Consider the following 12,667-nt stretch of genomic DNA (forward strand, 5'->3'; position numbering starts at 1 on the left):
GAAGGTGACGCGCAGGGGGTCAGTGGCGGCGTATGGGTACGAAGCGGATGGGGGTTCCAGGGGCCGCCTGTGCCGTTGGTGGTAGGTCGGTCCGGCGGACCACCGCGATCACGGGGTAGCCCCCCGTCGTCGGGTGGTCGGCCAGGAAGATCACCGGGTGGCCGTCGGGGGGTACTTGGACCGCGCCCAGGACCATGCCCTCGCTGGGGAGTTCACCGGGGAGGGCCCGTTCCAGGGTGGGCCCTTCGGTGCGCAGGCCGATGCGATTGCTGGAGGCGGACACGCGGTAGGGCCGTGAGGTGAACGTGCGGAGCGCCTCTCGGGTGAACCAGTCGTCACGCGGGCCGAGCGTCACGTGGAGTACGAGTTCGGCCGGGGGAGCCGGTTGCGGGGCGACGTCCACGCGTGCGTGCGGTCCGAAGGGATGTCCCAGGGGCAGTACCGTGCCGTTCGTGAGCGGTGGCGGGCCGAGTCCGGAGAGCAGGTCCGTGGAGCGGCTGCCGAGCACGGGCTCGACGGCGACACCGCCGGTGACGGCCAGATAGCTGCGTATGCCGGAGGCGGCGAAACCGACGTCCAGTACTGACCCGGCCGGCACGCGCACCGGTGCGCCCCAGGCGACCGGGCGGCCGTCCACCGAGACGGGGCAGGGGGCGCCTCCGACCGCCATGGTGACCGTCGAACGCGGGCGCACGGCACAGCCGTTGAGCGTGGTCTCCAGGACGGCCGTCTCCGGCGGATTTCCGACGAGGCGGTTGACGACGGCCGCCGCCGGACCGTCCAGCGCCCCGGAGCGGGGCACCCCGAGGTGCGCGTGTCCGGGACGCCCGCGGTCCTGCACGGTGGTCAGCGCCCCGGCTCGTACGACGACGAGCGCACGGTCCGTCATGAGTGCCCCACCGGGACGAAACGGACGCGCGTGCCCGGTGACAGCAGCGCGGCCGGCACGCGCGCGTGGTCCCACAGCACGGCGTCCGTGGTGCCGATCAGCTGCCAGCCACCGGGTGAGGAGCGCGGGTACACGCCCGTGTAGCGGCCCGCGAGCGCCACGGCACCGTCGGGGACGGCGGTTCGCGGCGTGGCCCGGCGTGGGACGTCGTAGCGCTCCGGCAGCCCGGTGAGGTACCCGAAGCCGGGCGCGAAACCGCAGAAGGCGACGCAGAATTCGGTCTCCGCGTGGATGCGGGCCACCTCGTGCTCGGCCACACCCCAGTGCGCCGCCACGTCGGCCAGGTCCGGGCCGTCGTAGCGCACCGGGAGGTCGATCACCTCACGCGCGCGTGGGGGAGTGGGCGGCAGTTCGGTTGCGGCCAGTTCGCAGGCCAGTCCGGCGGGATCGGCGAGGCCGTCGAGGAGGACCGTGCGGGCCGCGGGGACGATCTCGCCCACGGAGAGCGAGCCGTCCGCGCGGCGCCGCAGCAGCTCCGCGTGCAGGGCCTGTGCCTCGTCGCCGGAAGCGACCTCGACGAGCAGGGCGCTGTCACCGACGGGCAGCACCCTGATGCTCATGTGAAGGCCTCCACCCGGACACCCGACTCCTGGAGTCGGGCCCGGACCCGGCGGGCCAGTTCCACCGCGCCGGGCGTGTCCCCGTGCAGGCACAAGGACTGCGCCCGTACTTCGATGGGCGACCCGGAGCGGGAGGTGACGACGCCGAAGCGGGCCAGGTCCATCGAGCGCTCCACGACGGTGTCCGGGTCGGTGACCACGGCGCCGTCCTGCCCGCGCGGCACCAACGTGCCCTCCTCGGTGTAGGCGCGGTCCGCGAACGCCTCCGTGACGGCCGGGAGTCCGGCCTTCCCGGCCAGCGCCAGCAGACGCGAGCCGGGCAGTCCGAGCACGTGCAGTGAGGCGTCCGCGAGGAGCACACCGTCGACGACCGCGCCGGCCTGCTCCTCGTCGTGCACGACGCGGTTGTAGAGCGCGCCGTGCGGCTTGACGTACGACACGCGCGTGCCGGCCGCGCGGGCGAACACCTCCAGGGCGCCGATCTGGTAGGCCACTTCGGCCGCCAGCTCGGCGGCCGGCACGTCCATCGCGCGCCGTCCGAACCCGGCCAGATCGCGGTAGGCGACCTGGGCTCCGATCCGTACGCCGCGCTCGGCCGCGAGCTCGCAGACCCGCCGCATGGTGACCGCGTCCCCGGCGTGGAAGCCGCAGGCCACGTTGGCGCTGGTGACGACGGACAGCAGCTGTTCGTCGTCGGTCAGCCGCCAGCGGCCGAAGCCCTCGCCGAGGTCGGCGTTCAGATCGATCGCGGTCATCGGTCCCCTCTGGTGCTCGTGTCACTGTTCATGCCACGCGGAACTGCGCGTCGCGGGCGTCGGTGAGGAACATCTGCCCCGGTGCGTGCGTGATGGCGAACGGCGGGCGGGACGCCATCACCGCGGCCTGCGGGGTCACTCCGCAGGCCCAGAACACCGGGATGTCGTCCGGTCCGGCAGCCACCGGATCGCCGAAGTCGGGACGGTCGAGGTCGTCGATGCCGAGCCCCGACGGATCGCCGCAGTGTACGGGGCTGCCGTGCACCGCCGGGAGCAGGCTGCTCTCCCGGATCGCCGCCGAGAGGTGCTCCGGCGGCACCGGCCGCATCGACACCACCAGCGGACCGCGCAGCCGTCCGGCCGGACGGCACTGACGGCCGGTCACGTACATCGGGACGTTGCGGCCCTGTTCGAGGTGACGGATCGGGACCCCCGCCGCGGCGAGCGACCACTCGAAGGTGAAGCTGCACCCGATCAGGAACGACACCAGGTCGCCCCGCCAGTGCCCGCGCACATCGGTCGGCTCGTCCACCAACTCGCCGTGCTCCCACACCCGGTAGCGCGGCAGATCGGTGCGCAGATCCGCGCCGTCCGCCAGGACCGTCGTGCAGGACCCGGCGTCCGTGACGTCGAGGACCGGACAGGGCTTCGGGTTGCGCTGGCAGAACAGCAGCATGTCGTACGCCCAGTCCGCGGGCACCGAGATCAGGTTGGCCTGCGTGTGGCCCGAGGCGACCCCCGCGGTGGCGCCCGTCAGGCCCGCGCGGAAGCGGTAGCGGGCGTTCTCCGGGCTCCACGCGTGCGCGTGCTCGTCGACGAGGGTCAGGGGGCGGTCCACCGTGCGGTTCACTCCAGCTCCTTCCCGCGCGTCTCGGGAAGCCCGAGAAGCGCCAGTGCGGCAAGCCCGTATCCGATGGCTCCGAAGACCAGTGCTCCGCCCACACCCCAGCTGTCGGCCAGGAAGCCCACGGTCGTGGGGAAGACGGCGCCCACGGCGCGACCGGCGTTGTAGGTGAAGCCCTGTCCGGCGCCGCGCACTGCCGTCGGGTACAGCTCGCTCAGATAGGAACCGAAGCCGCTGAAGATCGCGGACATACAGAACCCGAGGGGGAAGCCGAGCACCAGGAGCAGGGTGTCGGCGCCGCTGGGGATGTTCCCGTACGCCACGATGCAGACGGCCGACAACAGCGCGAACAGCCAGATGTTGCGCCGGCGGCCGAGCCGGTCGGTGAGGTAACCGCCGGTCAGATAGCCGAGGAAGGCGCCGGAGATAAGGAACGTCAGATAGCCGCCGGTGTTGACGACCGACAGTCCGCGATCGCTCTTCAGGTACGTCGGCACCCAAGTGGCCAGCGTGTAGTAGCCGCCCTGGACGCCGGTGGAGAGCAGTCCGGCGAAGATCGTGGTGCGCAGGAGACCGGGCCTGAAGATCGCCTTGAAGGAGCCCTTCCCGGCGCTCTTCTTCCGCGCGGCTATCGCCTCGGGTGCGTCCTGCACCCGGCGCCGCATCCAGACGACGAGCAGCGCGGGCAGTGCGCCGGTCCAGAACATCACGCGCCAGGCCAGGTCGTCGTCCATGACCGAGAACACCAGCGTGTACACGATCGCGGCCAGCGCCCAGCCGACGGCCCAGGAGCTCTGGATCGCGCCGAGCGTACGGCCCCGGTGCTTCGCGCTCGCGTACTCGGCGACCAGGATCGCGCCGACCGCCCACTCGCCGCCGAAGCCGAGGCCCTGGAGGGCGCGGAAGACCAGCAGGGACTCGAAGTTGGGGGCGAAGCCGCAGGCGACGGTGAAGACCGCATAGGTGACCACCGTGATCATCAGCGCCCTGACCCGGCCGAACCGGTCGGCCATCACCCCGGCCAGGGCGCCGCCGATGCCGGACGCCAGCAGCGTCACCGTGGTGAACAGACCGGTCTGGCCGCTGTTCAGGCCGAAGTACGCGGCCAGCGCGACCATGCTCAGCGGCAGCGTGAAGTAGTCGTAGGAGTCGAGGGCATAGCCGCCGAACGCGCCGGCGAAGGCACGTCGGCCGCGCGGACCCAGGGCGCGGAGCCAGCCCAACGCGCCGTCGTCGGCGGTGCGTTCATCAGTGGCCGGATGTGCGTCGGTGGTCAGGGCCTGCGGTGGAGGGGTCGTACTCATGGGCACCTCGCAGAGGGAGGACGGAGGGTGCGTGAGGACTGAGCCGGGCCGTGCGGAAGCCGTCGGCACCGTGGTGAGCGGGGCGGCGCCGTTCGTAGCAACGTAGAGGATCGTTCAACGATCCCTCAATACCCATGTTGTTTCGTTCTTGTATCTGCGATTGAATTCCGGGCATGGCAGAGCAGCTGTCGGGACTGGCCGACGACCGCGCCCTTCTCGGTCGCACCAGCACCGCCGAACGGGTCTCGGACATCCTCAGGAGCCGCATCGCCGAGGGCTACTTCCCGCCCGGGACGCGCCTCTCGGAGGACAGCATCGGCGGCGCCCTCGGTGTCTCCCGCAACACGCTGCGCGAGGCGTTCCGGCTGCTCACCCATGAACGACTGCTCGTCCACGAGCTGAACCGGGGCGTCTTCGTCCGGGTGCTGACCGTCGAGGACGTCGAGGACATCTACCGCACCCGCGGCCTCGTCGAGTGCGCCGTCGTCCGCGGACTGGGCGAGCCGCCGTACGCGCTGGACGGACTCGCGGAGGCCGTCGCCGAGGGGCAGCGGGCGGCGCGCGAAGGTGACTGGAAAGAGGTGGGAACGGCCAACATCCACTTCCACCGGGAGCTGGTCGCCCTCGCCGACAGCGCACGCACCGACGAGCTGATGCGCAGCGTCTTCGCCGAGTTGCGGCTCGCCTTCCACGTCGTGGACGACCCGCGGCGCCTCCACGAGCCCTATCTGGCGCGCAACCGGCAGATCCTCCAGGCGCTTCAGGACGGCGACCGGTTCGAGGCCGAGAAGCTGCTGGCTGTGTATCTCAGCGACTCGCTGGAGCGAGTGGTGGAGGTCTACAAGCGAAGGGTGGCAGAGGACACCTGAGGGGCGCGGGGCTGTATCTGATATGCGGCTCCGCCGCGTGAGCGCGACCAGCCCCCCACCCGCCCGCAGACGAGATACGACCGGTAGTCGCCCGGCCGACCGCCGGAGGCATTCTGCGTCGTTTGGGTCGTTGTCAGACCGAGGACCTAGTCTGTGCACCGTGACTTCGCCTGCTTCGACGGACCGTGTTCCGCCCCAGTTCACCGCGGGGCCGCGCCCTGCACTGGGCCCGGCCGCCGACGAGGGACTGGCGCGGCGGCTGCGCGCGCTCGCCTGCACCGCGCCGCTGCACGACCTCGACGCCCGCAAGGCCAACCTCGCGGGCGAGTACTCGGTGTACGGCATGGCGGAGGTGGCCCTCGCCTCCATCGACCTCGTCACGCTGAACATGGACTTCGACACCGGCGCCGACCACGACCAGATCGTCGCCCGGCTCATCCCCCGCATCGCCGCCCAGGCCCCGCAGCGGCCGGTCGTCGAGCATGAGCGGGTGGCCCGCTGGGTGCTGGAGAACCTGATCAACGTCGGAAGCGTCGATCGAGGCTTTCGGGCTGTTTACGGCACATTCGCCCCGGACGGCACGTATGTGCGGCGGGACTACGACTTCAAGCTGATCGAAGAGGTGCCGGGGCCCGGCGGGAGCGTCTACCTCCGTACGACGGACGAAGCGGTCAATGTGCTGGTGGGCGCCCTCGACACCGACGTCACCAGCGCCCAGATCGCGGCAGAGGTCAAGTTGGAGGTGCTGATCAACCGCGGGCGGCTCGCGGATGCGCAGCTCGCGGCCGAGCAGGCCCGGTATCGGACCGTGCAGTACTCCGAGACACTGCGGCGGGCGCTGGATGCCACCCGGCGCAATGTGCGCGCCGTGGACTGGCTCAGCGCCGTGCCGGACATGATCGCCGAGGCGCTCGACCATGTCGCCGACCGGTATCGCCACGAGAACGCGATCCTCACCAACATCCGCAAGGCGCGGGACGAGTCCGAGGACCCCGAGCAGAAGCGGCGGGCCGCCGAGCTGGTCGACATCGTCAAGGACTGCATCCGGCGGCACACGCAGTTGCAGTCGCGACTGCTGGAGGCCGGGCCGCTGTTCCGGGCCGAGCAGGACCGGCAGGCCTTCGCCACGCCGATGACCTCGTCGGGGATCGATCTGTACGGCCATCTTGTCGCGCCGGTACTGCCGTTGGGGGTGGAGCAGGCGGTTCGGGTGACGGACGCGTTCTTCTCGCGGGGGACCGGGCTGCGCACCACGGTGGCCGTTCGGCTGGGCGATCTCGTGGACATTCTGCTGACCCCGCCGGTGGAGCGGGAGCATCTCGGCGCGGAGATGCCCGAGCCTGATCTCATCGCCACGCCGAACGACAGTCGGTTCAGCGAGGAGCAGTTGGCGGCCGCCATGGAGTTGCTCGATCTGCCCGCGGACGCGCCTCGGCGGTTGTCGGGGCTGCTGGTCGACGCGCGTCGGCTGGACCCTGATCTGCCCTATCTGGTGGCCCTGTTGGCAGTCCATGCGGCCAGTCCGCCGGTGGGGACCGCCTATCGGCAGGGCGAGGAGAAGCTGCTCTTCGCCGTGGACGACGGGACCGAGCTGGATGATCCCGAGTTCGGTGGGGCCGATCTGATCGTGGGGACGGCATTGCTCGACGCGGTGGGGATGGCCGCGGATCGGACGGAGGCCGCGTGATGTCTTTCGGGCGCGGGCGTTACAAGACCAAGGAGTTGCAGTCGTGACCGAGCACGTCGACCGGGGTGAGCCGGAGGGTGTCGCCTCCGCGCCGGTGACCGCAGCCGTCACCCCCGCCGATGCCGCCGACGCCGCTCGGCTCGTCGCGTTCGGGTTGCAGCCCAAGTTGCAGCCCGCGCGGGATCAGGAGTACGCCGAGTTGCTGCGCCGGTACCGCGAGGACCCGCCCTTCGCCCGGCTCGCCGACGCCGTTGCCACCGGGCTGGGGCTGGTCGTGCTGGAGGTGTCCCCGCGCGCGGGGATGGCGGTGACCGCAGGCGAGGACTCGGTGTTCGCGGTGCGGATGGGGGACTACGCGCGTCGGACGTCCGCCGACTCCGGGGACCGGTTCCTGCACGGGCTCGCCCATCTCGCCGTTGCCGCCATGGCGTTTCCGCGGCCCGAGGACCTGGCCGACGACGGGTACATCGGGCGGATCACGGTCAACGGCGTGGATGCCTTCGTACGGCAGGCGTGCCGCCGGTTGGAGGAGCGCGCCGACGAACAGGGCGAGAACACCGATCCGGCCACGGACGCGCCCGGGCTCGAGGCCGCCTGGCGGATCTGGGTGAGACGCAGCGCGACGGGCGCCACCAAGGACGCGCGGAGACTGGCCGGTTCGACGACCGGCATCATCGGCAAGGCCGTCGCCTTCCTGACCGACTCCGGTTTCCTCCAGCGCACGGGCGACGACAACGGCGGCACATACCGGACGACGGCCCGCTACCAGCTCCAGGTACGCGACATGGCGGGCAGCGCCGCCATGGCCGAGCTGCTGGAACTGGGCGTCGTCCCGGTCACCGACGGCACGCCGACGCTGCTGCCCGCCGAGGAGTCCGACGACCTGGAGCTGGTGGCCGACGCCGGGCTGCCGTTCCACTCCTGACCGCACCGACTGCCTTCACGACTACGAGAGTCCGCCATGTACGAGCTGTCCCGGGTCCGCCTCTACTCCATCGGTCCGGCCGGTGCGCGCTACGCCGACACCGTGCTTGACCTGCGGGGTGTCGGCGAGCACGTGCCCGACCCCGCGCCCACGCAGGCGGAGTTCTTCGAGGAGGAGCCCGTCGGCCCGCCGCGCCGCCCCGCGCCCGCCGGCGTGCTCTTCCTGGAGAACGGCGGCGGCAAGTCCGTTCTGCTGAAGCTGATCTTCTCGGTGATGCTGCCGGGTCACCGCAACACACTGGGTGGCGCCAGCTCGGGTGTGCTGCGCAAGTTCCTACTCGCCGACGACTGCGGGCATGTGGCGCTGGAGTGGCAGCACGTGCTGACGGGCGAGTGCGTCGTCGTCGGCAAGGTGAGCGAGTGGCGCGGGCGGCAGGTCTCGAACGATCCGCGGAAGTTCGCCGAGGCCTGGTACTCGTTCCGGCCCGGACCCGGGCTGAGCCTGGACAATCTGCCGGTCGCCGAATCCACCCTCGTACGGCCGCCCGTCGAGGGCGCGTCCGGTGCGCAGGGGCGGCGGCGCACCATGAAGGGCTTCCGGGACGCCCTCACCGAGGCAGGCAAGGCGTATCCGCATCTGGAGGTGCACTGGGAGGAGATCCACGACCGGTGGATCGAGCACCTCGGCGACCTCGGCCTCGACCCCGAACTCTTCCGCTACCAGCGGGAGATGAACGCAGACGAAGGCGAGGCGGCCGGTCTCTTCGCGGTCAAGAAGGACTCCGACTTCACCGACCTGCTGCTGCGCGCGGTGACCGACACGCGGGACACCGACGGTCTCGCCGACCTGGTCGGCGGCTTCGGCAACAAGCTCGGGCGGCGTGCCGAGCTGATCGCCGAACGGGACTTCACCGCCGGCTCGGTCGATCTGCTGGGGCGGATCGTCGAGGCCGCCGAGGCACGGGCACGCGCGCGTGACATCCACGCCGGTGCCGAGCGCCGGACCCGGACGCTGGCCCGACGGCTGTCGGCGCGCGGCGCCCGGGAACGCGTGCGTGCCGCGGACCTCGCCCAGCGGGTCACGGCCGCCGCGTACGCCGTCACGCATGCCGAGAGCGGACGGGAGCGCAGCGCGCTGATCGCCGCCGAACTCGCCTACCGGCACGCCTCGTTGGCGCTCGCCGGCACCGAGAAGTCGGCCGCCGCACAGAAGCGGGAGCTCGCCGACGCGCGCACTCTGCACGCTGCCTGGCAGGCCGCCGAGGCCGTGTTGCGGCACCGCGCCGCCGCTGACCGGGTCGCGCGCGTCGCCTCCGCCATCCAGGAGGCCGAGCGCGACGCGGCCCCGGCGCTGGCCGCCCGCGCCAAGGCCGCCGTCGATCTCGTCCGGGCCCTGCACTCGGCCGCGGAGAGCGCTGAAACCCTGGCCAACGAAGGGGAGGAGCGGTCCGCCGCGCTCCAGGAGGTCAGCGAGACCGCCCACCGGGACTCCACCTCCGCCGCCACGGAGGCCCAGCGAGCCCGCAGTGAGGTCGGGCACCTGCGGCAGCGCCTGTCCGAGGTCGAGCAGGAGACCGCCGAGGCGGTGCGGGCGGGCTGGCTCGACGACAGCGCGCCCGACGCCGATCCCGCGCGCGCCGCGCTCGCCGCCAGCGACGCCGAGAAGACGGCCGTCGCCGCCTGGGACACGGCGCGCGAGGCATCCCACAGGGCCACCGAGCACGCGCGGGAAGCAGCGTCGACCGAATCCCGCGCCGAGCTCACGGCGGCCCGAGCGGCGGACGCGGCGACGGCTGCGGAACGGTCGTACGAGGCGGAGCGCCGCCTCGCCGACGGGCTCGCGGGGGAGGAGCGGCTGGCCGAGCTGCTGAGCCTGACCGGCGCCTTGGGCACGGGGACCGGCGGCGTCGTGCCGGCCCCTCGGACGGGAGACGAGCGCCCCGCCTCAACGGGCCGGGGCGAGACCGCCGAGAGCGACGAAGACGCGCGCCCCGCGCACGGCGATGCTGCCGTCCCGCGCTCCCGCGGCCCCCTGACGACCCCCCGCCCCCTCGCCGAAGGCCTCCTCACCCCCGAGGAACTCGACCGCTCGGCCGACGACCTCCGGCAGCTCCTCGACGACACCGTCTCCTCCGCCGAGCGGCAGCTGTTCGAGCTGCGGACCGCCGCCGCCGACGACTCCAGGATCCTCGGTGCGCTCGGCGACGGAGGACTGCTGCCGCCCGGGCCGGACGTGCTGGCCACGGTGGAGTTCCTCGGCGAGCACGGCATCCCGGCGCTGCCCGGATGGCGGTATCTCGCGCAGGCCGTCGATCCCACCGACCACGCACGCGTGCTGGCCGCCCGGCCGGAGCTGGTCGACGGAGTGATCATCACCGACCCCGACACGCACGCGCGTGCCCGGGAGACGCTCAGCGAGGCCGCGCTGCTGCCGCGGTCCGCCGTCGCGGTCGGTACGGCGGCCGCCCTGCTGGCCCCGACCCCGGCTGCCGACGCGAACAGCGGCGACGTGTTCCTCGTACCGCCGAACCCCGCCATGCACGACGAGCACGCTGCCGACGAGGAACGGCAGGCGCTGCGGGCGCGGGCGACCGAGCGGGACGAGGAGATCCGGACGCTCGCGGCACGGCTCGGCAAGGACCGGGAGCTGGCCGCGCGGCTCGCGTCCTGGCGTACCGGCTGTCCGGCCGGGCGACTGGTCGAGCTGGCGGAAGCGGCCCGGGAGACACGTGCGTTCGCCGAGGAGGCCGAGGCAGAGCTGGCCGAGGCGCGCACCGTCCGGGCAGAGGCCGACGAAGCCGCCGCCGAGGCCACCCAGGTACGGGACGAGCGGCAGGAGGCCGCCCAGCGCGCCCGCCGCTCCGCCGACGCCCTCGCCGGGCTCGCCTTCCGGCTGCGGGAACGCTCCGGCTGGCAGGTCAAGGTGCGTGAACTCGCCGACGAGGCAACCGAGTCGGAGGCCCGCGCCCAGACCTGTCTGGAGCGCGCCCGCGCCGCCGACGAGGACCGTCGGGGCGCCCAGCGTGCCGCCGACGACGCGCGCCGCACGGCCCGTGCGCTGCGCGCCGAGCGCGCCGAGATCGCGGGCGCCCCCGACGACGTACCGGAAGCCGACGCGGATGCTTCGACGTCGTCCCTTCCCGCCCTCCGCGAGGCCTATCGTGCCGCCTCCCAGGTGTACGAGAAGGTCGGCGTCGGCGCCGATCTGCGGGCCGAGCAGGCCCGCGCGGAGAGCGACGAGAGCGCGGCGCGGACCGAACTCGACCGGCTCAGCAACAAGGTCCGCACGCGCGCGGCACAGTTGCTCCAGTCCCCGGACGGTTCCGACGGGCCCTCCCGGCAGGCCGCCGCCGCCCGCGCCGAGGAGCTGGTGCAGCTCCTGGAGACCCGGATGTCGAGCGCGAGCGAACAACTCGGGCGGCTGCGGGGCGAGGCCGAGCGGCACGCGCCCGAGGACGGCGAGGCGCACACCGAGCTGCCCGAGGAGCTGGTGCCGCGGGACGCCGAGCACGCGCAGGCCCTGCTGCGGACCGCCACGGCCGAACTCGCCTCCCGCACCGAGGCGTTGAGCCAGGCCCGGGAGGCGCACGCCGAACTCCTCGATACCCACCGTGCCGCCGAGGACGCGGTCGGTGGCTTCGACGAGATCGCCGCCATGCTCCGTGACCTGCTGCGCGAGCACGGCTCGGACGAGGAGCAGGAGGAGCCGGAGCCGTATCCCGGCAGCCTGGACGAGGCTCGCCACTCCGCCGCCGAGGCGCGGCGCTCCCTGCGCGGCTGTGCCGCCGATCTGTCCGCCGCCGAGTCCGCCGTACGAGAAGCGAGCGATGTGCTCGTACGGCATGCCAACTCCACGCGGTACGAGCAGGTACGGACGCCGGCGCGGCAGCAGATCCGGGAACTGCCCGCTGCCGCGCTGCCCGAGCACGCGCAGAAGTGGGCGGACGCGTTCGCGCCCCGACTGCGGGTCCTCACCGATGAGTTGGCGCAGCTGGAGCGGAACCGGGACTCGATCGTGGACCGGCTGCGCGGGCTGGTCGAGTCGGCGCTGGCGACGCTGCGGTCCGCCCAACGGCTGTCCCGGCTGCCCGAGGGGCTCGGGGAGTGGTCCGGGCAGGAGTTCCTCCGCATCCGCTTCGAGGAACCCGACCAGGCCACGCTCACCGAGCGGCTCGGCGAGGTCGTCGACGAGGCGACGCGGGCCGCGGTGAAGAAGAACTCCGATCTGCGCCGGGACGGAATGTCCTTGCTGCTGCGGGGAGTCGCGGCGGCGCTCCAGCCCAAGGGTGTGGCCGTCGAGATCCTCAAGCCGGACGCGGTGCTCCGTGCGGAGCGGGTACCGGTGGGGCAGATGGGCGACGTGTTCTCCGGCGGTCAGCTGCTGACCGCCGCCATCGCGCTGTACTGCACGATGGCGTCCCTCAGAAGCAACGACCGGGGACGCGACAAGCACCGGCACGCCGGCACGCTGTTCCTCGACAACCCCATCGGGCGCGCCAACGCCACGTATCTGCTGGAGCTTCAGCGGGCCGTGTCAGACGCTCTCGGTGTCCAACTCCTGTACACCACCGGTCTGTTCGACACGACCGCGCTGGCGGAGTTCCCGCTGGTCATCCGGCTGCGGAACGACGCCGATCTGCGGGCCGGCCTCAAGTACATCAGCGTGGAGGAGCACCTGAGGCCGGGGCTGCCGCAGGCTCCCGCCGGGGAAGCCGGACACAGCGAGATCACGGCGACGCGGATGTTCAAGCGCCCGGCTTCGACCGCCTCCTGAG

9 protein-coding genes are annotated in these 12,667 nt (G+C 72.5%); 4 read left to right on the plus strand and 5 right to left on the minus strand.

All coding sequences use genetic code 11. The features are described 5' to 3' along the window. Positions 1 to 19: 19 nt before the first annotated feature. From ACIHFB_RS38385 to ACIHFB_RS38405, 5 genes are read right to left on the minus strand one after another with little or no spacing between them, the layout of a single operon-like run. Positions 20 to 889: a biotin-dependent carboxyltransferase family protein gene (locus ACIHFB_RS38385; protein WP_365282627.1), complete on the minus strand. Its 870-nt coding sequence runs from the start codon at positions 887 to 889 to the stop codon at positions 20 to 22. Then, the gene (locus ACIHFB_RS38390) at positions 886 to 1,503 is read right to left on the minus strand and encodes an allophanate hydrolase subunit 1 (protein WP_365282672.1); all 618 of its coding nucleotides are present in this window, start codon (positions 1,501 to 1,503) and stop codon (positions 886 to 888) included. Before ACIHFB_RS38390 ends, ACIHFB_RS38385 begins: the two co-directional genes overlap by 4 nt. Positions 1,504 to 1,505: 2 nt before the next feature. Beyond that, complete coding sequence (locus ACIHFB_RS38395) at positions 1,506 to 2,264, minus strand: 5-oxoprolinase subunit PxpA (protein WP_365282628.1); 759 nt, start codon at positions 2,262 to 2,264, stop codon at positions 1,506 to 1,508. Positions 2,265 to 2,292: 28 nt separating this feature from the next. Beyond that, positions 2,293 to 3,114 carry a putative hydro-lyase gene (locus ACIHFB_RS38400; protein WP_365282629.1) on the minus strand — a complete coding sequence of 274 codons (822 nt, stop codon included), beginning with the start codon at positions 3,112 to 3,114 and terminating at the stop codon, positions 2,293 to 2,295. Continuing rightward, the gene (locus tag ACIHFB_RS38405; RefSeq protein WP_365282630.1) at positions 3,111 to 4,412 is read right to left on the minus strand and encodes an MFS transporter; all 1,302 of its coding nucleotides are present in this window, start codon (positions 4,410 to 4,412) and stop codon (positions 3,111 to 3,113) included. Before ACIHFB_RS38405 ends, ACIHFB_RS38400 begins: the two co-directional genes overlap by 4 nt. A gap of 173 nt (positions 4,413 to 4,585) precedes the next feature. Here ACIHFB_RS38405 and ACIHFB_RS38410 point away from each other — a divergent pair, with 173 nt between their 5' ends. From ACIHFB_RS38410 to ACIHFB_RS38425, 4 genes are all read left to right on the plus strand, one after another. Beyond that, positions 4,586 to 5,281, plus strand: a complete 696-nt coding sequence (locus ACIHFB_RS38410) for a GntR family transcriptional regulator (RefSeq protein ID WP_400129322.1) — start codon at positions 4,586 to 4,588, stop codon at positions 5,279 to 5,281. A gap of 160 nt (positions 5,282 to 5,441) precedes the next feature. Further along, positions 5,442 to 6,968 (plus strand): hypothetical protein, encoded by a 1,527-nt coding sequence (locus tag ACIHFB_RS38415; protein ID WP_365282632.1) that lies wholly within the window; start codon positions 5,442 to 5,444, stop codon positions 6,966 to 6,968. Positions 6,969 to 7,011: 43 nt separating this feature from the next. Further along, a complete protein-coding gene (locus tag ACIHFB_RS38420) occupies positions 7,012 to 7,893 on the plus strand; it encodes a hypothetical protein (protein ID WP_365282633.1) in 882 nt (293 codons plus the stop codon). Between the two features lie 36 nt (positions 7,894 to 7,929). Beyond that, complete coding sequence (locus ACIHFB_RS38425) at positions 7,930 to 12,666, plus strand: hypothetical protein (RefSeq protein ID WP_400129323.1); 4,737 nt, start codon at positions 7,930 to 7,932, stop codon at positions 12,664 to 12,666. Position 12,667 lies beyond the last annotated feature (1 nt).

It is taken from the genome of Streptomyces sp. NPDC051963 (assembly GCF_044593495.1).
Classification (GTDB): domain Bacteria; phylum Actinomycetota; class Actinomycetes; order Streptomycetales; family Streptomycetaceae; genus Streptomyces.